This is a genomic window from Dialister sp. i34-0019-2H8 (genome assembly GCF_042846925.1).
Classification (GTDB): Bacteria; Bacillota; Negativicutes; order Veillonellales; family Dialisteraceae; genus Dialister.
This window is the reverse complement of record NZ_BAABYQ010000001.1, coordinates 252,269-275,487: the sequence shown is the minus strand read 5'-3', so window position 1 is coordinate 275,487 and position 23,219 is coordinate 252,269. Positions and strand designations below refer to the sequence as shown.

The window sequence follows — 23,219 nt, the reverse complement described above, 5'->3', positions numbered from 1 at the left end:
CTCCGTCTTACCGCCAACGAAAAAGATCCCTCGGCTCCGCTCGGGATGACGATACGGGAAGAACGCGCCTTTTCCACTTTCCGCGATACGGTGTTTCCCGTTCCTCGCTGTCAGACACGCTCCGTCTTACCGCCAACGAAAAAGATCCCTCGACTTCGCTCGGGATGACGACACGAGAAACGCGCTTTTCCCACACATTCTTTGTATGATGCACGGGATAGCCATCCCCCACGCTGTCATTTCGAGCGCAGCGAGAAATCTTTTTCATCCCCTTTTTCCCACGACTCCTTCGCTAAGCCGTCTGCAGGAAGCACCGCCCCCGCCTTTCCGCTAACGAAAAAGATCCCTCGACTTCGCTCGGGATGACGATACGAGAAGCGCGCCTTTTCCACTTCCCGTGATACGGTGTTTCCCGTTTCTCGCCGTCAAACGCTCTCCGTCTTACCATCAACGAAAAAGATCCCTCGACTTCGCTCGGGATGACGATACGGGAAACGCGCCTTTTCCACTTTCCGCGATTCGGTGTTTCCGTTTCCTGCTATCAGACATGCACCATAAACAAAAAGAGCCATGAACAAAACTGTTCATGGCTCTTTCATTTGCACGCCAGCTGGGATTATCCCTAATCCCTAGTCACTAGTCACTAGCCACCAGTCCCTATTTGCTCTTCTGCAGGATCTCCTTCAGGTACTCATTCTTTTCCTTTTTCTCATCCACATTATCGAGAAGGAGGTCGACATAGCGGGAAAGCGTCGCATCGTCGGTGTATCCCTGGATGAAGGAATTTCCCTTATTGCTTTCCAGAATGATAGGAAATTCGACGGCTGCGAAGATCTGCATGGCTTTGAGCTCGAGGTCTTTTTCATCGGTATAGCCGGTGACCTCCGCCACATTGCGAATGACCTTCTCCCAGCACTGGCTGTGGAGAAGAGAGAGGTAAATGAAGTAGGTGTCCTTGGCGTCCTCACTCGAAGGATTCGAGATGGAACGAAAGAGGGCAGGGTGCTCGCGGGCCAGGTGGAAGTAGGCGATGATGTATTTCTTCAGCCTTTCGCTCGCCGTCAGGCGGTTGTCATCGAGGTAGGAGACGATATTTTCCAGATTGCCCATCATGTACTCGAGCGCCGCACCGATGAGCTCTTCCTTGGAGCCGAAGTAGTAGCGCACGGAGGCGATATTGACGCCGGCTGCCTTGGCGATGGAGCGGACTGTGGCTTTCTTGAAGCCCTGCTGCTGCAGGATGTGGACCGTGGTCTCGATCATCTTTTCACGGACGCGCTCGCCCTTGCCGGTCAATTTTCTCATCATAGTGTGGTTCCCTTTCTAAGATTCATGGTTTTCTGAATGAAAGACATTTCCTTCGGCGCTTTCGTCTTTTCCGTGAGAGCATTCATCATCAGCTTCAGTCGGTTTTCCTGATTCACTTCGCTCGCGCTGGCATCGCAATCGAGGGCGAGGAAGACCGCTTCCGGATACGCTGCATGCAGCTTATGCACCATGCCTTCCCCGGTGATGTGATTCGGCAGGCAGGCGAAGGGCTGCAGGCAGACGATACCACGGCATTCATGATAGAGAAGATCGATCATGTCAGCCGTTAAGAACCAGCCTTCGCCCGCGCGGTTGCCGAGTGAAAGGTACTGGGAGGCGCGCTTGGCCATCTTCTCGATGCTGGTGATCTCATGGAAACGCTGCGATCTTTTCACCGCCTTTTCGAGCGGCTTCCGATACCATTCGAAGAGGTAGCGGGAGAAGGTGTCCTTCAGGTCTTCCTTCATGGTGCCATCCATATATTTCCGCTGGAAACGGCTGTCAAGCGAGCCATAGAGGAAGAAATCAAGCATACCGCTCGCCTCGGCTTCGCCGCCATTCGCTTCGATGGTACGGATGATGTCATTGCTGGCGATGGGACTGAACTTGACGTAGATCTCCCCGACGATGCCGATGCGCGGACGGCGCGGCATATCGGAAAGCGGCAGGCGGTCGAAGTCCTGGATGATGCCTGCGATATTCTTTTTATACGATGTGTAGGATTCGCCGGAAAGGATGGCTTCGATGCAGCGCTTCTGCCAGCTGCGGCAGAGAGTCTCTGCGCTGCCGGGCTCCTTCTCATAAGGGCGTGTGCGGTAGAGGCACTGCTGCAGCGCATCGCCGTAAATGACAGCCTGGATCATGCGCCGTCCCATCGAAAGGGAGAAATGGAAGCCCGGCTGGGGCTCGAAGCCATGGGTATTGAGGGAGATCACAGGGATATCCGAAAGCCCCGCCTCGTCTAATGCCTTGTGCAGGAATCCGACATAGTTCGACGCACGGCACATGCCGCCCGTCTGGGACAGCATGACTGCCGTTTTGGAAAGATCATATTTTCCTGACGTGAGCGCACGCATGAGAGAGCCGATGGTGATGATCGCCGGATAGCAGGCGTCGTTATTCACACAGGAAAGCCCCTTGTCGATATCCTCATGGATCGGCGGAATGATCTCGATGTGGTAGCCTTCCCGCTGGACTGCGGCTTCGATGATGGGGAAATGAATGGGCGACATTTCCGGTGCCAGGATGGTATAGTCCTTGTCGCGCTTCATCGCTTCCGTGAAGACCGCCTTCGGATACTCGATCGGCTTTGCGCTTTCCGTCTCTTCGCCGCGCTCCTCGATGGCTGCCTTGAGCGAACGCAGACGGATGCGTACAGCGCCCAGGTTCAAACTCTGATCGATCTTGAGACAGGTATAGAGCCGGCCGCGCTGGTGCATGATCTCCTGCACCTGATCCGTCACGACCGCATCCAGCCCGCAGCCGAAGGAATTCAGCTCGACGAGCTCCAGATGCGGATGGCGCGTCACATAGTCCGCCGCACGGTAGAGGCGGCTGTGCCACGTCCACTGGTTCATGACGCGGAGATTTGGATATTCACCGCCGACCATCGCGATGCCGTCTTCCGAAAGCACCGCCATGCCAAGCTGGTTGATGAGATCCGGGATCGAGTGATTCACCGCCGGATCCACATGGTACGGACGTCCGGCGAGCACGATGCCGATCTCATGCTTCTTTCTGATCTCCGCCAGCACCCGCTTCGTCTCAGCGAGCAGTCTTTCCTTGTACTCGCGCTCCGCCGCTTCGCCCGCATGGATCGCGCTCTCAAGCTCGGACGAAGAGATGCCCATCGGTGCAAAGACCTTCTTCAGCTGCTTCAAGAGCTGCTTCGGCGCATGCAGCGGCAGGAAGGGATGCAGCAGCTTCACCTTGTACTTCCTGAGGATCTCATCCATATTCGCTTCGATATTTTCCGGATACGATGCGACCATCGGGCAGTGGTAGCTGTTCGTACTGCCCTCATCCGGCCCCTTGTCGATGCAGGGATACCAGATGAGATCCGGATGGTGCTTCGCGAGATCCGCCACATGCGTGTGCGCGAGCTTCGCCGGGAAGCACTCGGAATACGACGGGATCGTCTCCATCGCTTCTGTAGAGATCTCGCGGATCTGCTCCGAGGATGTGAGGACACGATAGCCTAGACGTCCGAAGAAGGCATGCCAGAAGGGGAAGTCCTCATACATATTGAGCACACGCGGGATGCCGACCGTGCCGCGCTTCGCTTCCTTCGGAGAAAGCGGACGGCGATGCCAGATGACATCCTCCTTCCAGCGGTACATATTCGGGAGCGATGAGTGCGGCGCGCTCTTGCCCGTCAGCATCAGGGAGGCCCCGCGCTCACAGCGATTCCCCGAGACGAAGGCACGGCCATCATTGAATCGCGTCAGCGTGATCATGCAGTGATTGCCGCAGCCCGGGCAGCGCTTCATTTCATTCGTATACGACAGCGCCTTCAATTTCTCCGGTGTCACAAGCGTGGATACATGCCCCGCCGGACAGGTATCCCGCGTGATGAGCGCCATGCCATACGCTCCCATCAGCCCCGCCACATCCGGACGGATGACCTCTCTTCCGAGGAGTAGCTCCAGCGCGCGAAGCACCGCATCATTGTAGAAGGTCCCGCCCTGCACCACGACCCGCTCGCCCAGGTCAGACGCCTTCTTCAGGCGGATGACCTTGTAGAGCGCATTCTTGATGACCGAGTAGGAGAGACCGGCAGAAATATCTGCGACCGAGACGCCATTCTTCTGTGCCTCCCGCACACGGGAATTCATGAAGACCGTGCAGCGCGAGCCCAGATCCACCGGATGCTTGGCTGAGAGAGCGATCTTGGCAAAATGCCCGATATCCATCCCCAGCGACCGGGCAAAGGTATCAAGGAACGACCCGCAGCCCGACGAGCAGGCCTCATTGAGAAGAATATCATCCACCGCACCATCCTTGATGCGGCAGCACTTCATATCCTGCCCTCCGATATCAAGGATCGTCGTGACATCGGGGAGGAAATGCTTCGCACCGCGATAGTGCGCCATCGTCTCCACTTCCCCGACATCCGTCTCAAGCGCCCGCTTGATGAGCTCCTCGCCATAGCCTGTCACACCCGCTCCGGCGATCGTCACACCCTCCGGGAGCTTGGCATACAGATCCTCCAGGATCCGGCGCGCGCCCGCCAGCGGCGTCCCCTGATTTCCTCCATAGTACTCATAGAGGATGCGATCCTCCTCGTCGAGCAGTACCGCCTTGATCGTCGTCGAGCCCGCATCGATGCCGAGCCAGACAGAGCCATTCGCCGCAGAAATATCACCCCGCGGCACACGGAAATGACTGTGCCGCTCCTTGAATGCCTCGTAGTCCGCCTCTCCCTCAAAAAGCGGGGGAAGCGTCTTCGATGTGCCAAGGCGGACATCCTTCTCCTCTTCCATGCGAGAGAGCCAGCTGTCAAGATCCATCGGCTTGTCATGCATCGCAGACAGCGCCGCCCCGATCGCCACATAGAGCTCCCCGTGACGAGGGACGATCATATCCTCATCTGCGATGTGAAGCGTCTCCTGAAAGCGCTTGCGAAGCATCGGCTGATACGTCAAAGGACCGCCTAAGAATGCCACCTTCCCATGGATCGGGCGGCCGCAGGTCAGCCCCGAGATCGTCTGGTTCACCACCGACTGAAAAACGGAGAGCGCGATATCCTCATTCGACGTTCCTTCATTCAAAAGCGCCTGAATATCCGTCTTCGCAAAGACCCCGCAGCGGGATGCAATCGGATAGATCCGCTCCGCCTTCTCTGCGAGCCTTCCCATCCCGGCTGCATCCACCGAGAGGAGAGACGCCATGCGGTCGATGAAGGCCCCCGTCCCACCGGCGCACGCGCCATTCATGCGCTGATCCACGCCATTTTGAAGATACGTGATCTTTTCATCCTCGCCCCCGAGCTCGATGATGACATCCGTCTCCGGGTGGAACGTCTGCACCGCCTTCGTCTCCGCCAAGATCTCCTGACAGAAAGGAAGCCCCATCACCTTCGCAAGTCCCATACCGCCCGAGCCGGAGATCGAAGCCGTGATGCGATAGCCCGAGAACTTCTCCTTGAGCTCATGCAAAAGTACCATCGCCATATGGCGGATATCCGACATATGACGCTCATACCTGCCAAATAAAAGTTTCATGTAAGGCGACAAAGCCGCCACTTTGACCGTTGTGGATCCCACATCGATGCCGACATGAATGACCGGTTTCATGAAACGACCTCCCAACTGTATACGTCTTATTTATATTATAACACGCATATTCATACATTGTATGATTTCTAATCCCATTTTAGCACAATAAAGCATAGAATACAATGCAAAAAAGAGGGAAGGTTGTCAGGTTCGGGGTTCGGGGTTCGCCCGTGGGGCGGGTCGTCCCTTGATTACGCTTGAAAGCCTCTCGCTTGCTCTAGTTAGAAGTGAGGAGTGAGGAGTGAGGAGTGGTGGTGCGGCGCAAAAATGATGAAGCGCCGCGGCATTTTGATAGCGCTTCGCGCCGTCGTCATTTCGAGCGTAGCCCTCAATCTTTATTGCAGAACGCTCATCACCTGATGTGAGGCAGCACCAAGACATCGTTTTCCCTCGGTGCATACACGCTGATTCTCGCAGTGCAGTAAAGATCCCTCGGCTGCGCTCGGGATGACGATGCCAGAGAATCCCAGTCACCAGCCACTAGTCCCCAGTCACGCCCATCAAAAAAGCGGCGCATCCAGATATGATGCGCCGCGCCTAAATACTCATCCTCCTACTTCTTATGCTCCGGCCAGATCATCAGACGGAAAACGACGAACGAGAGAGCATAGCAGAGAACCATGATGATCCCCATCGGGAGTGCGGAGTGGTCGCCCGCGACCCCCGTGAGCGGCATCAGCGCACCGCCCAGGATCATATTGAAAAAGCCCAAAAGCGCCGACGCGCTCCCCGCATTCTTTCCACAGCGGGACAGCGAGAGCGAGGTCGACGACGCCCCCATGAGCGAGAGCGGGATGACGGTAAAGAAAAGCACAGGGAGCGTGTAGCCGATCGGCGCACCCAGTACAATGCCCACAAGGAAGAAGAGCGACATCACAAAAGGCACCACGAGCGATACCTTGAGAAAGGTGATCTCCTCGACCGCCCCTGCCATCTTCGCCGGAAGCACGCCCATCAGCATGAGACCGAGACCGATGCCGCCGAAGATATAGCTGTACGTCTGCGGCGAGACGCCATAGATATTCTGAAAAAGAAAGACAGATCCCGCGATGTAGGAAAAGAACGCGCCGAAGTAGAAACACTGCAGAAGACACTGGCCGAAGAAATAGCGATTTCTCACCAGCACGGCAAAGGCGGCAAAGCCCTCCGTGAAGCTTCGCACACGCTCCCCCTTCTTCAGCGTTTCCTTGAAATGCATCGTCAAGCCCATCTGCACCAGCCCGATCCCGACAAGGAAAATGAAGATCCCATGCCAGTCCGTGAAACGCAGAACCTGCGCCCCTGCGACAGGCGCCGCGATCGGAGCGAGGCCATTCACCATCATGAGAAGCGCCATGAACTGCATCAGCGCAGGCCCTTCCACCACATCACGCGCCACCGCACGGGCGATCACGATGCCGAAAGCGCCGGAGAGCCCCTGCAAAAAACGGAAGGCCAGGAAGAGATGGATCTCCTCCGTCCACGCACAGCCCAAAGATGCCATCGTGAAGCCCATCATGCCGATAAGGAGCGGTACCTTGCGCCCCAGCCGGTCCGAGACAGGCCCGCCCAGGACCTGCCCGACCGCCATCCCCACCATCGTCATCGTAAGCGTCGACTGCGTCATCGAAGTGGAAATTTGAAAATCAGAAGCGATCTCCGGCAACGAAGGCAGGTACATATCCGTCGACAACGGCGCCATTGCCGTCATGACGCCAAGGAAGATCGTGAGATAAAGCATGTTGTTCATAGTGGGCTCCTTTGGAAAACTTGAATCAGGGGGACAGGCGTTGAAGGGGGTAGATAGGTTTTTACCACTTTTTCCTCCTTCCTCTGGAAGAAGGTGCCCCGAAGGGGCAGAGATTGGCTTTTGCTCTGGATTGAAAAGGAATGGGCGGGAAGCGTTTCCTCGTTTCGTCATCCCGAGCGCAGCCGAGGGATCTTTTTCGTTTGCCGTTTGCTGTTTTCCTTCGTAAATCCATCTGCATGAAGCACCGTGATCCCCAGTCACATGAAGCATACGGTGTTTCCCGTTCCCCGCTTCCCTCACAACTTTTGCCTGACCGCGAACGAAAAAGATTTCTCGCTTCCGCTCGAAATGACGATGCAGGAAAGGCGGCATTCTCCCTCCTTCCTCTGGAAGGAGGTGGCGCGCAGCGCCGGAGGTTGGCTTCGCTCTCTTTCGCCTTCGGCCAACCCCCTGCCCTTCGGGCATCCCCCTTCCACGGGAAGGGAGTAGATAGTTTTCACCGCTTCTCCCTCCTTCCTCTGGAAGGAGGTGGCGCAGCGAGGGAGGTTGGCTTCGCTCTCTTTCGCCTTCGGCCAACCCCCTGCCCTTCGGGCATCCCCCTTCCATGGGAAGGGGGATAGATGGGTTACTCATCCCGCTTCTCCCTCCTTCCTCTGGAAGGAGGTGGCGCGTAGCGCCGGAGGTTGGCTTCGCTCTCTTTCGTCTTCGGCCAACCCCCTGCCCTTCGGGCATCCCCCTTCCAAGGGAAGGGGCATAGTATCAAATGACCGGCATCTCCACTCTCAGCCGCTGCCAATCAAAAAGCGGACCCCCGCATCGGAGTCCGCCAATCCTTCCAGCTAGCATCAGTTAGATGGTTCTATTGTACCCATTTTGACCAAAAGACGCAAGGTAAATCATAGTCGATTTTGGATCGCCACACAAAAGCCCCTTCCCCTCGGGAAGAGGCCGCCGGCAGGGCGGGGAATAGGGAGACGGATGAACAAACAACCGGTCCGCTCATACGGGACTGACTACAGCAAGGAACATCGAAGTCCCAGCGCCTCCATGCCGCAGTCAGCCTCAAATGTACCAAGCCCGTGCCAACCATTTACATGAAATTGTACACGAGCGCTGAAAATGCGCTCATAAAATTGACACTCTGTCCTGAAAACACCCTCATAAAATTGTACAACCACATTGAAAAATGCCCCATAAAATTGTACAATGAGATGAAATCCCCTGATTTTATCGCATGAGGTGATACCATGTATCTACGAAGAAAAATAGATGCTTTTCTGGAAGAATGGAAAGCATCAAATGATCGCAAACCGCTCATCATCAAAGGCCCGCGGCAGGTCGGGAAGACGGAGTCCATCCTGCACTTTGCAAGATCCCACTATCCGCATATTCTCTACATCAATTTCGTCGAAGAGCCCAAATTCAAACAGATCCTATCTGACGGCTACAGCGAGGAAAACATTCTCCGCAATATTTCCATCCTCTCGCCAGAGGCGGCGCTGATTCCGCACGAGACGCTTCTCGTTTTTGATGAAATCCAGGAATTTCCTGACATCGCCACCAGTCTGAAGTTTTTCAAGCTCAAAGGAAATTACGATGTCATACTGAGCGGCTCCATGCTGGGACTGAACTACCGCAGGATCGAGAGCAACAGTGTCGGCTACAAGGAAGACTTTGAGATGACCTCCATGGACTTTGAGGAATTTCTTTGGGCAAAGGGCTATGGAGAAAGTCTCACCACAGACATGCTCTCCCACATGCAAAGCCTCACCCCTTTTTCCCAGCTGGAAATAGACCAATACGGAGCGCTCTTCCTGGACTACTGCCTCCTGGGCGGCATGCCCGAAATCGTGAAAACCTACATCGAGCAGGGGCACTTCTCACAAATTCTCCCCAAGCAGCGCCAGCTGCTTCTGGACTATGAGGAAGACATCCGCAAGTACCTCCCGGGTCTGGAGCAGACGAAGGTTCTCTCTGTCTTCCGCAGCATCCCGGCTCAGCTCGCCAAGGAAAACAAGAAATTCCAAATCACCAAAGTCGCTCGTGGTGCGCGCCTCTCGCGCTACATGGACGCCATTGAGTGGCTGAATGATGCCGGCATGGTGAACCTCTGCTACTGTCTGAACTTTCCGGAGCTTCCACTCAAAGGAAATGGGGATCGCACCCGATTCAAGATCTATTTCAAAGACACCGGCCTCCTCATCGCCTCTCTGGACGAAGAATCGCAAGAAGACCTCCGTGCCAACCAAAACCTTGGCGTATACAAGGGAGCGCTCTATGAGAATATGATCGCCGAAGCACTCTTCAAAGCAGGGCTTCCCCTCTTCTACTATAAGAAAGAAAATTCCAGCTTGGAAGAAGATTTCTTCATCCGTAGCCAGCATGAACTCATCCCGCTGGAAGTGAAAGCAGGAAATGGCGCGGCCGCCTCCCTCCGCCAACTCATCAAGAACCCGAACTACGGCGATATCCATCGCGGCATCAAGCTCGTTCGCGGGAATATCGGGTGCCAAGAAAACATCTATACCTTCCCGTACTTCTGCGCCTTCCTTCTGAAGCGTTATGTCAGAAGCCTCGATGCAACGCGTGAGTGAATCTCCCATAAAAAAAGAACTCCCGAAGGAGTTCTTTTTTAGTCTCAGAGGTGAGATTAGAATGCGTAGTTGAGTTCGATGCCCCAGGTATCGTCCGGATCTTCTACGTTGTTGCCATCAGCTTTGGCTGCGAAGTTGTAGTAAGCGTCGAGTTCGACATTCTTCTGTACAGCTACACCGAGTTTAGCAGTCCAGAACTTAACATCAGCTTCATTATCCCAGCCATAGTTCAGCTGATCGCTCATATCCAGAGCGGTGTTGCCAAGCAGAGTAGAACCATATTTAGCATTTACGTAATGAGCGCCGAGGGACCAGGAACCAACTTTGTCGGTGTCAACTTCACCATAGGTGAGGCCGGCAGTCCAAAGGTTAGCGTGACCTACGCCCTTGTTTGCTCTGGTCTGTACGAAATCGCCATCAACGGTGAAGTTGCCGCCAAGGCCAATGGTAGCACCAGCGCCCCAAGCAGAAACGTTAACACCGTTTGGATCGGTATCATCAGTCTTCTGGGTATTCTTCAGGTAGAAAGCAGAAACGTCAGCTGCGTCAGTGAGGTGACCAGTCAGTTTGCCATACCAAGCTTCCGTGCTGTCAACAGATTTCCAACCTACATCTTTGTAAGCATCCTTGAAACGGCCATAGCCTGCATCAATACCGAATTTACCATTATCCCAGCCAGCAGCAACGCCGTCGAATACGCCATCTTCATCCCAGAAGGTGCCGGTCTGGTCGAGAGCTACGCCCTGACGGCCGATAGTAACATAGGTAGCATCGTTCGGAGTCCATTTTGCGTTGATGCGGTCCATCGTGGTATCGCCATCATCGTTATCTTCTCCTTCAGGTGCATTTTTGAAGTACATGTTGGTTACGAAACGACCATTGACAGTGACTTCATCATTGACCTGTCCCTGAACGTTGATTCTCATACGGCCATTCCAAGAATCTTCATGCTTTGTAGCACCATCGAGGTTATGCTGATACTGCATACGAGCATCGCCGGACCAGGAGATGTTGCCGACTTTCTTTTCGAGGTTGGCTACGCGAACGCCGAGGTTTGCGAGTTCGTCAGCGTATTCGCCAGCGAGTTTGTCGAGGGTTGCCTGCTGTTCTGCATTCAGCTGATCTTCTTTAGCCATCAGGCGAGCGATGATCTGAGCCAGTTCGTAACGGGTCATGTTTCTTTCGCCCTTGAAAGAGCCATCCGGATAGCCTTCTACAACGCCCTGAGCGGACAGGTCGGATACTGCCTGGAATGCCCAGTCATCCGGGGTAACATCAGAGAACGGATTTGCAGCGTAAGCGGATACGCCAGCGGTGAGTGCTGCTACAGCAGCCAGTGCGAGGATCTTTTTCATTTAGATTCGCTCCTTATATAGAAATATGGGTAGTCCTGATAAGGAGGAGCTTTCTAGAAGGAGTTCTGCGCGAGTGACCGTGTTTCCTCTGCGTTCCTTCTGTCTTTCTCCCGTCAACCGACAGGACTTCTCAGTTGGCTAGATACAGTATAGCACTTTCATTAGAGCTTCGCAAATAAAAAATAATATTTCATTACGGATGCTTTGTACGTTTTTGGAGAATAGTACATAAAGTGTGGGGAAAAGGATGGAAAGTGACTAGGGACTGGGGATCAGTGGCTAGGGATTAGGAGCAAGCGGTGATTGAAATAGCGCAGTTGCATACTAACCGTTCTGCAAGAAGGATCTCTCGGCTACGCTCGAGATGACAACTGCGCGCAGCGCTATCAAAACTCCACGGCGCATTTCGTCATCCTGAGCGGAGTGAAATGTCGGATGTTCGATCATGTAAAGGCGGAACAGTGAGAACTGAGTCGAAGGATCTGGCGCCGTACCTTCACTCCTCACTCCTAACTCCTCACTCCTGACTTAATTCGGGAGTTGACTTAAATGCCAGTTATTCAGAAGACGAAATATGAGTGTTTCTCCCGCATCGTCATTTCGAGCGAAGTCGAGAAATCTTCCTTGCAGAACGATAATCGACGTATGCGTGAAAGCAGGAATATGCCGCTTTGGGGCATCACCCCGTTTCGTCATCCTGAGCAGCGAGAAACGTCGTATGTGAGATAACGAATGCCAGAACAGCTGCGACCTGAGCCGAAGGATCTCGGCGAAGCCGCCACCTTCATTCCTCATTACAATTCTCATTTTTTCTCCCTCTTGCAATTTTTTCTCAAATCCGCTATTCTAATTACATAGCACGCTATATGATTCATGAAATCAATGAAGCGAGGATATATTATGAGCAATATCGAACAACTCCTGATGGATAAGAAGATGAAGCGGACGAAGGCGCGTGTCCTGATCCTGAAGACGCTCGCCAAAGGGCTCCCGCTCTCTGCGGGCGAAGTCTTCGAGGCGGTGCGTGTCAAGGATACACAGCTCTCGCTCTCGACGGTATATCGGAATTGCGAAGCGCTCGCTGAGCATGGGCTTCTCTCCCGCTCTACCACGATGTCCGATGGTCTCACGCGCTACGAATTCGACCACGGCACCCCCGTCCCTCATGCGATCTGCACCTCCTGCCATCGCATCTTCCCGATTGATATCCATCTCGAAGAGGGCTATAAAGAGAAGCTCTCACAGGAGTACGACTTCGCTGCGGCCGATCCGCGCATTGAGATCTACGGGATCTGTAAGGACTGCCAAAAGAAAGGGAACTAGGGACTGGGGATTAGTAGCTAGGGATTAGTGGCTAGGGACTGGTGACTGGTGACTTGAATACCACTTTTCGGGCATCGCCCATATAAGCCTTCCCCGCATGGGGGACCGCGCCAGCGGTGGATAGGGTTTTATCGTAAATCGTCGGCTTGAGATTCTCTTTCCCGCTCTCTTTCATACCGCCAGTACCCTATCCGCCCCTTCGGGGCACCTTCCCCTCGAGGGGAAGGCTGTGTGTCGGGGATAGCGGCATCCTCGTTTCGCAGCCTTCCCCATTGGGGAAGGGGGACCGCGCAGCGGTGGATAGGGTGCTCTCGTATATCGCCTACTTGAGACGATCCCTCTCGCTCTCTTTCATACCGCTAGAACCCTATCCGCCCCTTCGGGGCACCTTCCCCTCGAGAGGAAGGCTGTGTGTCGGGGATAGCGCTTTCCCCCTCCAACCTCCGCCCCTTCGGGGCACCTCCTTCCAAAGGAAGGAGGGAGCATCCACGCGAGCCCCTTCCCTTGGAAGGGGCTGCTGAGCGCAGCGAGGCGGGGTTGGCTTCCTTTTTTGCGGCGAAGCCGCCACCTGAACCCTGAACCCTGAACCCTGAACCCTGAACCCTGAACCCTGAACCCTGAACCCTGAACCCTGAACCCTGAATAAAAAATACGTCATGACACTTTCGCATCATGACGTATTTTTTATTTCATCTCATACCCGTAGTCTTCTTTCAGCGTGAGGATGGCTCCCTGATCACCTCGCATGGCGGCTTTGATAAGCCAGGACATGGCGGCTTTTTCATTCTTTTCACAACCTTCGCCATTAGCGAGGGCGTAGCCGTAGTGAGCCATGCCGAAGGGATCGCCGACTTCTGCGGATCTCTTATAGAAGGAGACGGCACGAGTGATGTCTTCCTCTATGCCGAGGCCGGCTTCATAGCAGAGACCGAGTGCAGCCATGGCCGCCGGAATGCCGTTTTCTGCCGCGCGCTTGTAGCACTCGAAGGCTTTCGGCAGGTGGTCTTTCTGGTTCGAAGCCGCGCTGTAGGTCTTGCCGAGGCGGTAGAAGACGTCCTTGTCGCCCAGAGCTTCCGCTTCTTCCGCCATCTGCCAGGCTTTCGCGGGATCTACCTTCCCGGCAGCCCCTGTGATGTATTCGGAGGAGGCGACGGAGAGGAAGACGCGGAGCGTCTGATCGCCATCGGCATCTCCTTCCTCGCGTCCTTTGCGGATCCACATCTCAGCAGCCGTGAGATCCTTCGCCACACTTGTCCCCTGTGCGTAGAAAAGACCGATCATCAGCATGGAGCTGGTATCCCCTCTCTCGGCGGCGAGGAGGTAGTATCGGAAGGCCTGCTTGGGATTCACTTTCCCAAGAAGCCCTTCGTCATAGGCTTTGCCAAGCAGAGCGGCAGCTTCTCTATTTCCCATATCAGAAGCATCTTCTAAGGCGCGGCGGGCTTTCCTCGGATTTGGTTTTCCGCCATGGATGCCGCGAAGGTACATCTCGCCCAAGTACAGGCTGGCTTTCTCGATGCCGTACTCGACACCTATTTTATAGCAGCTTTCTGCTTTTTCTTCATTTTTTTCTACCCCATCACCGGTTTCCATCTGGCGTCCGATGGCGCAGATCTCATAGGCGGCCTCGTCGGCTCCCATATTGGCGGCTTTGCGGAAATAGGTGACCGCGTCGTCAAGAGCGCCATTCGTGAGGCAGTCCTGTCCCATGGAGTAGTAGTATTCCATCATACGATCGGATGACATGATCGGTTCTGCTCCTTTTCTACAACGGGGAAAAGAGGGTTTCTTGTTTTTGAAATCAGCAAATCTCTATTTGCGAAAGATGGGAATGGGTTCAAGGGTAGCCCGCGAGGCGTGCTGCCCCTTGGTTGCGTGTGAAAGACTCGCGCTCGCTCTAGTTAGGAGTGAGGAGTGAGGAGTGGTGGTGCGTCGCGAAAAATAATAAAGCGCCGCAGAATTTTGATAGTACTTCGCGCTATCGTCATTTCGAGCGAAGTCGAGAAATCTTTCTTGCACAACGGTTATCGCGACTTGTGCCCCCTGCCCACATTCTCAAATACTTCTCGTTTCCCGTTACCAAAAATTCGTCGATTCCCTGCCTGCCATAGAGATCCCTCCACTTCGGTCGGGATGACGACGGCGTTAAACTCTATCAAAATTCTACGGCGCTTCTGGTTTTTATGCGCCGCACCACAACCTTGAACCCATCAACCTGAACCCATTTCTTTTCACGACTCTCCCATATGGGAGAACGTCAATCGCTGATACTTATCTAAATTCCTTGCAGAGGTCGTCGAAGACTTCCTGGCTCGGCTTTTCTACATAGTCAACGAGCGCGATATCTTTGGACGGTACGATGTCGCCAAAAGGAAGGGCGCCGGTCTCTTCGTAGATGACGCCGGTGACGAGGCTGTCGGTCTCTGCGAGGAGGTGGAAGGCCTGGGCTTTGCTGGTCGGATCATAGGATTCACGGACGTCGGAGATCTTCTTCAGGTGGGTGTTGTACCATTCGACGGTATTGAAATGGTTGAAGGTGACGCACGGGGTGAAGATATTGACGTAGGAGAAGCCTTTGTGATCGACGGCTTTTTCAATGATGTCGACGAGGTTCTTGCCATCGATGGCATAGGCCTGAGCGACGAAGGTGGCGCCGGCCGCGATGGCCATGGAGGGCGCATCGAGCGGGGTCATCGGGTTGCCGTCCGGGGTAGTCTTGGTGACGAAGCCCTGGGAGGAGGCCGGAGAGGTCTGGCCTTTGGTGAGGCCGTAGACCTGATTGTCAAAGACGAGGTAGGTGATGTCCATATTTCTCTTCATCGCATGCATGGCATGGCCAAGACCGATGGCATAGGAGTCACCGTCGCCGGAGCAGACGATCATATGGGTGTCCTTGTTTGCACACTTGATGCCCTGTGCGAAAGGAAGGGCTCTGCCATGAGTGGTATGAGCGCCGTAGCAGTACTGGTAGCCGCCGATACGGGACGAGCAGCCGATGCCGGAGATCAGGGTGATGTCTTCATTCGCCCAGCCTTTTTTCGCACAGACGGCGCTGATGGCATTCTGAATGCCGTAGTCGCCGCAGCCGGGGCACCAGTTCGGAATAATGGTATTTTTATAGTCGCGCGGTGATGCCATCTTAGAAGACCTCCTTAGCTTTTTTGAGAATGGTGGATGCCGTGAACGGAGTGCCGTCATACTGCAGGCAGGACAGCAGTTTGTCATGGCAGGAGAAATGGATCGCAAAGAGCTCGCGGAGCTGCTCTGTCAGGTCTTCTTCTACGATGAGGACTTTCTTCGCACCTTCGATGTAGGGGCGAAGGGCTTCAACTGGGAATGGCGAGAGCAGACGCAGGTGCAGGTGGTTTACCTTCTTGCCTTCTGCTTCGAGTGCTTCGCAGGCTTCATCGATCGCACCGCCGGTGGAGGTGATGCCTACGAGGAGCAGGTCGCATTCTGTATCTTCATGGTTGACGTAGAATGGGGTGATCGCTTCCGCTACGCCGGCAAATTTGCGATGGCGCTTTTCCATCTCCATCACACGGTCGCCCACGCCCTCTGCCGGTTTGCCGAAGACATTGTGCTCGAGGCCCGTGGAGAGGAACATGCCGTTCTTCACGCCCGGGATGGTTCTCGGGGAGATGCCGTCTTCCACATCTTCGAAACGATGGAAGTATTCTTTCTTCTTCGTATCAAGTTCTGGCAGGCCTTCGCGGATGAGCTTGCCGCGCTCGATCCCGACGCGGTGAAGATCAAAGGCCGGGACGGACTGCTTGCACATGCCGAACTGCAGGTCGGAAAGAACGATGACCGGAGTCTGGAACTTTTCAGCAAGGTTGAAGGCTTCCTGGGTGATGTAGTAGCAGTCTTCGATAGAAGCGGCCGCAAGGACGATCTTTTCCGCATCGCCATGGCCGGAGCCGATCGCGTAGCGGATGTCGCTCTGTTCCACCTTGGTCGCCATGCCCGTGGACGGGCCGGCACGCATGACATCGATGATGACGACCGGGATCTCTGCGGTCGCTGCCATGGAGATCGACTCTGCCATCAGGGAGAGCCCTGGGCCGGAGGTCGCAGTGAAGGCGCGAACGCCTGCATAGCCGCCGCCCATCGCCATCATGCAGGAAGAGAGCTCATCTTCGGTCTGTACGACAGTGCCATGGATCTTATGGATGACTTTGATCATGTATTCCATGATCTCCGTCGCCGGCGTGATCGGGTAGGATGCCATGAAGCGGGCCCCTGCGGAAATCGCGCCAAGCGCTGCTGCTTCATTGCCGAGCAGGTAGAGCTGGTCCTTCTTCGGCGGGGTCGCGAGCTTTCCAAGCTCTACGCCGTGCATCGCAGCGATGGCAGTATCATAGCCATCCTTGAAGATCGCCTTGTTTTTAGAAATGATTTCATCGCCCTTCTTGGCAAAGCGGTCGGCGATGAAGCCGTAGAACGGTTCTTCCGGGAATCCCAGCACGCCGGCACTCATGCCGAGCGCTGCGATATTCTTCATCTGCATGCTGCCGTATTTCTTCGCCAGCTCCGTGATCGGGAGCGCAAGGAACATACGGCCGGTATGTGCTTCAAATTTCGGGTGAAACGCATCATCGGCGATGATGACGCCGCCTTCCGGCACTTCCTTGCCATGGATATCGATCGTTTCCTGATCGAGTGCGACCAGACAGTCTACATGCTCGCCAATGGTCGCGATTTCTTTCGTCGCAATACGCAGCGCAATGGTGGTGTGGCCGCCCTTGATACGGGAAGCAAAGAGACGCTGGCTGAACAGAGAGTATCCTTCCTGCGCCAGGACCTTGCCGAGGATCTCACCGCAGGACTCGACACCCTGTCCCTGCTGGCCGCCCATCTTCCAGATAAAATCACGTTTCGTTTCCAATCCGTTTTCCTCCTTGATAGGGAAAAATGCTGAGGAAAGGAAGGCCGCGAGAGCCGCCCTTCCTTGTGACCGCAATACACACTCACATTAACTAATTCATTATACCATAATATAAAGAGTGAATAATTAGAATATTTTTATAATCCATTCAAACCACGGTCGGGAAATGTGGTAGAATAAAGGAAGAATAGTGACGGGGGACTAGTGGCTAGGGATTAGGGAAACGCTGAAGCTGCTTCCCCGCATCGTCATCCCGAGCGCAGCCGAGGGATCCCCCTTGCAGACAGAAAAACGCTGGATGTTTGATGACGAGAAACGAGAAGTATTGAGCCTACCGCCAAGGACACCAGTTGTGATAACCCGTGTGCAAGAAAGATTTCTCGACTTCGCTCGAAATGACGATACGGGAAAAGCGCTATTCTCCGAACCCCGAAATTTGAAAGTAGGGATTAGGGATGAGTGGCTAGTAACTAAGGAAACGCTGGAGCTACTTCCCCGCACCGTCATCCCGAGCGCAGCCGAGGGATCCCCCTTGCGGGCAGGAAAACGCTGGATGTTTGATAACGAGAAACGAGAAGTATTGAGCCTACCGCCAAGGACACCAGTTGTGATATCCGGTGTGCAAGAAAGATTTCTCGACTTCGCTCGAAATGACGATACGGGAAAAGCACTATCCTCCGAACCCAGAAATTTGAAAGCAGGGATTAGGGATGAGTGGCTAGTAACTAGGGAAACGCTGAGGCTACTTCCCCGCACCGTCATCCCGAGCGCAGCCGAGGGATCCCCCTTGCGGGCAGGAAAACGCTGGATGTTTGATGACGAGAAACGAGAAATATTGAGCCTACCGCCGAGGACACCCGTCGTGATAACCCGTGTGCAAGAAAGATTTCTCGGCAACGCTTTCAATGACGATACAGGAAAAGCACTATCCTCCGAACCCCGAAATTTGAAAGCAAGGATGAGTACTCAAAGACTAGGGGGCGAAGGGTGACTCGTGACAGGTGTCTGAAAAGCACTTGCAATACGAGAGTACCACTCCCCCTGTCCACCCCATTAGCCAAAGGAGGTTTTCTTATGATGTACCCTTACATGACGCTGGATGATGGCACGGAAATCGTCCACTCGGAGCTGATTTCCAAAGACGGCACGGAACACGTCATTGTCCACTTCGAGCGGCCGACAGATGACGGTTTCGACGACGCCCGTTGCGAGCTTCCCTCCTATACTTGGACTGATGTTCATGGATTTTCCAAGGAAGAACTGGCGCTCTTCGATGAGATGGTGCGCGCAAGCGCGCACCTCTTTTATAAGTATGCGGCTTGCGGAGGGATCGAAAGTGCCTAGTCTATTCATGCTTCTCGGTTATAAAATTTACTTTTGGGCGAATGAGGGAAGCGAACCCATTCACGTTCATATCGCCAAAGGCAAGCCAACTGCCAACGGTACAAAAGTCTGGATTACGCAGCGAGGCGGCTGTATTCTCGCCAACAACAACGGACAGATTCCCGCTCGTGACCTCGCTAAACTACTCGAGGTCATCGAAAGCCAAGTTTTCTTCATCACACGGCGTTGGAAAGAATTCTTCTGCATTGATGATGTGACATACTTCTGCTAAGAGGTTCGTTGTACCCATTGTCCCCGAACCCCTAAGCTTCAAAGCAGAGAGCAGGAGCCTTGAGTGACTTGTGACTTGAATACTACTTTCGGGCATCGCCTTCTATAATAAAGCGACGCGAAGCTATGTATAAAAACTCTTGTAAAATCGACTCTGCGATTGAATCAGCACTTCCCATGCTTTGCGTGACCAACTCCTTGCCCATTCCGCTTCTCCCTCCTTCCTTTGGAAGGAGGTGGCGCGTAGCGCCGGAGGTTGGCTTCGCTCTTTTTCGCCTTCGACCAACCCCTTGCCCTTCGGGCGTTCCCCTTCCAAGGGAAGGGGATAGAAGAAGTGTAACAACGCTCATCTTAAGGAAAAGCTGATTCCTCATTCGTGCCGAGCTGTCATTCAGGGTCAAGGGACGCCCCGCCCCACGGGCCCACCCGGAAGCGCCAAAAGCCCGCTCCTCACGGAGCGGGCTTTTGCGTGACCTATTTATTTGATATCATACATCCCACTGACGCCATCTTTCAGGTTAATGAAAATATTCTTCATCTGGCTGTAGTGTTCGAGCATGACCTTGTGCGTTTCACGACCGATGCCGGACTGCTTGTAGCCGCCAAAAGGTGCGCCTGCCGGCAGATCGTTGTAGGTATTCACCCACATACGGCCCGTGCGGACACTGCGTGCGACCTTCATGGCTGTATTGATATTCTTAGTGAATACCGCGCCGCCTAGACCGTACACGCTGTCATTGGCCAGCGCGATGACTTCGTCAGTGGTCTTGAATTTCTGTACTACGACGACCGGTCCGAAGATCTCTTCCTGGCACACGCGGCAGTCCGGCTTGTCAGTGACAAGGATGGTTGGTTCCATGAAGTAACCCTTGTCGCAGCCGTTTTCGGTATAGCGTTTGCCGCCCGTCACGAGGGTCGCACCCTCTTCGATGCCGATCTTGACGTAATTCAGGACTTTATCCTGCTGGGATTTGTAGATCTGCGCGCCGAGCTGGGTCGATGGATCCGTCGGATCGCCGATCTTGACCGCTTCGAAGGTCGCTTTCAGGTGTTTTAGAAATTCATCGAAGATGCCTTCCTGTACGAAGAGACGAGAGCCGGCGCAGCAGACCTGTCCCTGATTGAAGAGGATGCCCTTGCAGGCACCGTCGATGGCCTGGGAAAGGTCGCAGTCGTCAAAGACGATGTTTGCGGATTTCCCGCCGAGCTCGAGCGTACAGGGGATGAGCTTGTCGCAGGCCGCCTGATACACGCCGTGGCCGACTTCAGTGGAGCCGGTGAAAGCGAGCTTGTCCAGATCCGGATGGTCGAGCAGCCACTGGCCGGACTTCGAGCCCTTGCCGGTGATGACATTGACCACACCCTTCGGCAGGACGTCCTGAATGAGACGCATGAATTCCATCAAAGACAGCGATGTGTGGGAGGATGGCTTCATGACGATGGTATTGCCCGCCGCAAGCGCCGGAGCGAGCTTCCAGCATGCCATGGTGAAGGGGAAATTCCACGGGATGACCTGCCCGACCACGCCGACCGGTTCATGAAGGATGAGCGACATGGTATTGTCATCGATCATCGTCGCACTGCCTTCCCACGCACGGAGGCACCCTGCAAAATAGCGGAAATGGTCGCTGCCGAGCGGAACATCCGCTGCCTTCGTCTCGCGGATCGGCTTGCCGTTGTCGAGCGTCTCCATGAGAGCCAGGTGATCGGCATTGGCATCAATGATGTCTGCGATCTTCAAAAGAAGATTCTGTCTTTCGACAGGGGATGTCTTTGACCAAGCCGGGAGCGCTGCGCGAGCCGCTTTCACAGCTTTGTCTACATCTTCCTTCGTCGCTTCCGCAAAGAGAGCGAGCTCTTCGCCATTCGCCGGATTGTGCGCTGCAAATGTCGCGCCGTCACCGGCTGGTACAAAATCACCGTTGATAAAAAGTCCGTACTGTTTCTGGATGTCTGCCATAAGAATGACCTTCCTTTCAGAAATGGAAGAGAGAAAATAAGGGTTCAGGGTTAGCCCGTGGGGCGGCTGCCCTTTGATTCCGTTTGAAAGCTTCGCTTGCATGAGAAATGAGAAATGCGAAATGCGAAATGGTGGTGCGGCGCATAAAAATCAGAAGCACCGCGGAGTTTTGATAGCGCTTCGCGCGCATCGTCATTTCGAGCGTAGCCGAGAAATCTTTATTGCAGAATACTCATTGTCGCATATAAGACAGCACCAGGACATCGTTTTCCCTCGGCGCATATACGCTGATTCCCGCAGTGCAGTAAAGATCCCTCGGCTGCGCTCGGGATGACGATGCCGGAGAATCCCAGCCACCAGTCACTCCTAATCCCCAATCCCTAGCTACTCATCTCTGCTTTCAAACTTCAGGGGTCAGGTGGCGGCTTCGCCACGAATATACGGGGCGATACCCGAAAGTAGTATTCAAGTCACTAGTCACGAGCTACTAGCCACTCCTATTCCCTAGCCTCCTCTTCCGATATAGATATCCATCGGGATGCTTACGATTGGGCGGTGATCCCGGATGGGGAAATGCATACAGCGGGAAATCGATCTACTGCAAAAGCAGTATACCTTTATTTCCCATCGCGTCATTAAGAAATACAACCTTTCATACTGTTCGATAGTCACTTTCTTAATTTATCGGTGCTGATGTATGCATTATAGCACGAAAGTTTTCGATATTCAAGAGCATCGATATGGCGATGCTTGTCCTTAGGCTACATACTGCTGGCGGCTCATCACGACAGAGTTTTAGGATTTGAATCCTAAAACTCTTATTTCCGCAGAGTTTTAGGATTTGAATCCTAAAACTATTTGATAATCACCTCATTTAGGATTATAATCCTAAATGAGGTGATACCGATGAAACTGATTGAGCGACCACAATACCTGAATTTCCTAATCCGCAATAAAGACCTGCCCCTGATCAAAGTGATCACCGGCGTCCGCCGCAGTGGAAAATCCACGCTTTTTACCCTATATAAAAACTACCTGACCTCCTCGGGCGTCCCCGAAGAGCGCATCATTGCCATCAACTTCGAAGACCTCGCCTTCGAAAGCCTGCAGGAATACCACGCGCTCTACCGCTACATCTTAGAACGGCTCCGCCCCGGTGAGAAAAACTACATTTTTCTGGATGAAATACAGCATGTGCCACAATTTGAAAAAGCCGTCGACAGTCTCTTCATCAAAGACAACGTTGACCTCTACATCACCGGCTCAAATGCCTATTTTCTCTCCGGCGATCTCGCCACACTCCTGGCCGGACGCTATGTAGAAATGCAGATGCTCCCCCTTTCCTTCCGAGAATTTTTCTCCGGCCTCGACACGCCGCTGTCCCTCGAGGCGGCCTACGAAGCCTACACGAAAGACAGCTCCTTTCCCTTCGCGCTCGCGCTCCGTGGCAAAGAGCAGAACATCAGCGAGTACCTGTCGGGCATTTACAATACCATCCTCATCAAGGACACGCTGACACGCCTGCGCACAGCGAATCCCGCCATCCTCCAAAGCATCATGAAATACATGGCCGCCAACATCGGCAGTCTAATTTCGCCGAGCAAAATCGCAAACACTCTGACCAGCATGGGCCGAAAAACAAACAACAAAACCATAGAGCGCTACCTCACCAGCCTGACGGACAGCCTTCTCCTCTACCAGGCTGACCGCTTCGACGTGCGCGGGAAAAATATCCTGAAGACGAATGCCAAGTACTACCTCGTCGACCCCGCCTTCCGCCGCCTGCTGATGAATGACACCGGCCGCGACACAGGGCACATTCTGGAAAATATCATCTACCTTGAGCTTCTCCGCCGAGGAAATAAAGTCTTCGTCGGTCAGCTCCCCGGTGGGGAAATCGACTTCGTCTGTGAGTCCGAGACCGGCCTCTCCTACTACCAGGTCGCGCTTTCCACCCTTGACCCCGCCGTGTTGGATCGAGAGCTGAAACCTCTCCGCGCCCTCTCCGATCAATACCCAAAATTCCTCCTGACACTCGATACCATCACTCCGTCCGCGAACTATGAAGGCATCCTGAAACGGAATGCGCTCCGCTGGCTCGCGGGGGAAGAATAAAAGATAATAAAAAAAGAAGCCCCATAAGGAGCTTCTTTTTTACTGGAGTATCCAAG

Annotated in this window: 15 protein-coding genes; 7 read left to right on the top strand and 8 right to left on the bottom strand. The window is 54.1% G+C overall.

The window, feature by feature from the left end:
* Nucleotides 1-657 precede the first annotated feature (657 nt).
* The 3 genes from ACGG9R_RS00985 to ACGG9R_RS00975 form a co-directional block, all read right to left on the bottom strand.
* Nucleotides 658-1,308 (bottom strand): TetR/AcrR family transcriptional regulator, encoded by a 651-nt coding sequence (locus ACGG9R_RS00985; protein ID WP_022105611.1) that lies wholly within the window; start codon nt 1,306-1,308, stop codon nt 658-660.
* Nucleotides 1,305-5,603 carry an acyl-CoA dehydratase activase gene (locus ACGG9R_RS00980; RefSeq protein ID WP_390150424.1) on the bottom strand — a complete coding sequence of 1,433 codons (4,299 nt, stop codon included), beginning with the start codon at nt 5,601-5,603 and terminating at the stop codon, nt 1,305-1,307. Before ACGG9R_RS00980 ends, ACGG9R_RS00985 begins: the two co-directional genes overlap by 4 nt.
* A gap of 535 nt (nt 5,604-6,138) precedes the next feature.
* A complete protein-coding gene (locus ACGG9R_RS00975) occupies nt 6,139-7,314 on the bottom strand; it encodes a multidrug effflux MFS transporter (RefSeq protein WP_390150421.1) in 1,176 nt (391 codons plus the stop codon).
* A gap of 1,247 nt (nt 7,315-8,561) precedes the next feature.
* On the opposite strand from ACGG9R_RS00975, the gene ACGG9R_RS00970 reads away from it, so the two are divergent.
* Nucleotides 8,562-9,908 (top strand): ATP-binding protein, encoded by a 1,347-nt coding sequence (locus ACGG9R_RS00970; protein WP_390150417.1) that lies wholly within the window; start codon nt 8,562-8,564, stop codon nt 9,906-9,908.
* Nucleotides 9,909-9,964: 56 nt separating this feature from the next.
* Here the strand turns inward: ACGG9R_RS00970 and ACGG9R_RS00965 are convergent, their stop codons facing one another.
* Nucleotides 9,965-11,263 carry an S-layer homology domain-containing protein gene (locus tag ACGG9R_RS00965; protein WP_390150414.1) on the bottom strand — a complete coding sequence of 433 codons (1,299 nt, stop codon included), beginning with the start codon at nt 11,261-11,263 and terminating at the stop codon, nt 9,965-9,967.
* 549 nt (nt 11,264-11,812) lie between these two features.
* On the opposite strand from ACGG9R_RS00965, the gene ACGG9R_RS00960 reads away from it, so the two are divergent.
* Together ACGG9R_RS00960 and ACGG9R_RS00955 are read left to right on the top strand one after the other, a co-directional pair.
* Entirely contained in the window at nt 11,813-11,992 is a 180-nt protein-coding gene (locus ACGG9R_RS00960) for a hypothetical protein (RefSeq protein ID WP_390150411.1), read from the top strand.
* A gap of 171 nt (nt 11,993-12,163) precedes the next feature.
* Nucleotides 12,164-12,586 (top strand): Fur family transcriptional regulator, encoded by a 423-nt coding sequence (locus ACGG9R_RS00955; RefSeq protein ID WP_390150409.1) that lies wholly within the window; start codon nt 12,164-12,166, stop codon nt 12,584-12,586.
* 684 nt (nt 12,587-13,270) lie between these two features.
* Here ACGG9R_RS00955 and ACGG9R_RS00950 read toward each other — a convergent pair.
* The 3 genes from ACGG9R_RS00950 to ACGG9R_RS00940 form a co-directional block, all read right to left on the bottom strand.
* Nucleotides 13,271-14,332, bottom strand: coding sequence for a sel1 repeat family protein (locus ACGG9R_RS00950; protein ID WP_390150406.1), 1,062 nt, complete (start codon nt 14,330-14,332; stop codon nt 13,271-13,273).
* Nucleotides 14,333-14,857: 525 nt separating this feature from the next.
* Entirely contained in the window at nt 14,858-15,724 is an 867-nt protein-coding gene (locus tag ACGG9R_RS00945) for a 2-oxoacid:ferredoxin oxidoreductase subunit beta (RefSeq protein ID WP_022106503.1), read from the bottom strand.
* A gap of 1 nt (nt 15,725) precedes the next feature.
* Complete coding sequence (locus ACGG9R_RS00940) at nt 15,726-17,474, bottom strand: 2-oxoacid:acceptor oxidoreductase subunit alpha (RefSeq protein WP_390150399.1); 1,749 nt, start codon at nt 17,472-17,474, stop codon at nt 15,726-15,728.
* 298 nt (nt 17,475-17,772) lie between these two features.
* Here ACGG9R_RS00940 and ACGG9R_RS00935 point away from each other — a divergent pair, with 298 nt between their 5' ends.
* The 3 genes from ACGG9R_RS00935 (at nt 17,773) to ACGG9R_RS00925 (ending at nt 19,089) form a co-directional block, all read left to right on the top strand.
* Entirely contained in the window at nt 17,773-18,465 is a 693-nt protein-coding gene (locus ACGG9R_RS00935) for a hypothetical protein (protein ID WP_390150396.1), read from the top strand.
* 83 nt (nt 18,466-18,548) lie between these two features.
* Nucleotides 18,549-18,818 carry a hypothetical protein gene (locus ACGG9R_RS00930; protein WP_390150393.1) on the top strand — a complete coding sequence of 90 codons (270 nt, stop codon included), beginning with the start codon at nt 18,549-18,551 and terminating at the stop codon, nt 18,816-18,818.
* Nucleotides 18,811-19,089 carry a DUF4160 domain-containing protein gene (locus ACGG9R_RS00925; protein WP_022106499.1) on the top strand — a complete coding sequence of 93 codons (279 nt, stop codon included), beginning with the start codon at nt 18,811-18,813 and terminating at the stop codon, nt 19,087-19,089. The genes ACGG9R_RS00930 and ACGG9R_RS00925 overlap by 8 nt, the downstream gene beginning before the upstream one ends.
* 477 nt (nt 19,090-19,566) lie before the next feature.
* On the opposite strand, the gene ACGG9R_RS00920 is transcribed toward ACGG9R_RS00925, so the two are convergent.
* On the bottom strand, nt 19,567-21,048 hold the full coding sequence (locus ACGG9R_RS00920) for an aldehyde dehydrogenase family protein (protein WP_390150389.1): 1,482 nt from the start codon (nt 21,046-21,048) through the stop codon (nt 19,567-19,569).
* A 906-nt stretch (nt 21,049-21,954) separates the two neighbouring features.
* Here ACGG9R_RS00920 and ACGG9R_RS00915 point away from each other — a divergent pair.
* Entirely contained in the window at nt 21,955-23,163 is a 1,209-nt protein-coding gene (locus ACGG9R_RS00915; protein ID WP_390150387.1) for an ATP-binding protein, read from the top strand.
* The last annotated feature ends 56 nt before the right edge of the window (nt 23,164-23,219 follow it).

Excerpts from the sequence above, each read along its gene's own strand:
- ACGG9R_RS00935 (WP_390150396.1), top strand. The coding sequence starts at position 17,773 with ATGTTTGATGACGAGAAACGAGAAGTATTGAGCCTACCGCCAAGGACA.
- ACGG9R_RS00955 (WP_390150409.1), top strand. The coding sequence starts at position 12,164 with ATGAGCAATATCGAACAACTCCTGATGGATAAGAAGATGAAGCGGACG.
- ACGG9R_RS00980 (WP_390150424.1), bottom strand. The coding sequence starts at position 5,603 with ATGAAACCGGTCATTCATGTCGGCATCGATGTGGGATCCACAACGGTC.
- ACGG9R_RS00965 (WP_390150414.1), bottom strand. The coding sequence starts at position 11,263 with ATGAAAAAGATCCTCGCACTGGCTGCTGTAGCAGCACTCACCGCTGGC.
- ACGG9R_RS00920 (WP_390150389.1), bottom strand. The coding sequence starts at position 21,048 with ATGGCAGACATCCAGAAACAGTACGGACTTTTTATCAACGGTGATTTT.
- ACGG9R_RS00970 (WP_390150417.1), top strand. The coding sequence starts at position 8,562 with ATGTATCTACGAAGAAAAATAGATGCTTTTCTGGAAGAATGGAAAGCA.
- ACGG9R_RS00975 (WP_390150421.1), bottom strand. The coding sequence starts at position 7,314 with ATGAACAACATGCTTTATCTCACGATCTTCCTTGGCGTCATGACGGCA.
- ACGG9R_RS00915 (WP_390150387.1), top strand. The coding sequence starts at position 21,955 with ATGAAACTGATTGAGCGACCACAATACCTGAATTTCCTAATCCGCAAT.
- ACGG9R_RS00930 (WP_390150393.1), top strand. The coding sequence starts at position 18,549 with ATGATGTACCCTTACATGACGCTGGATGATGGCACGGAAATCGTCCAC.
- ACGG9R_RS00985 (WP_022105611.1), bottom strand. The coding sequence starts at position 1,308 with ATGATGAGAAAATTGACCGGCAAGGGCGAGCGCGTCCGTGAAAAGATG.
- ACGG9R_RS00960 (WP_390150411.1), top strand. The coding sequence starts at position 11,813 with ATGCCAGTTATTCAGAAGACGAAATATGAGTGTTTCTCCCGCATCGTC.
- ACGG9R_RS00950 (WP_390150406.1), bottom strand. The coding sequence starts at position 14,332 with ATGTCATCCGATCGTATGATGGAATACTACTACTCCATGGGACAGGAC.
- ACGG9R_RS00945 (WP_022106503.1), bottom strand. The coding sequence starts at position 15,724 with ATGGCATCACCGCGCGACTATAAAAATACCATTATTCCGAACTGGTGC.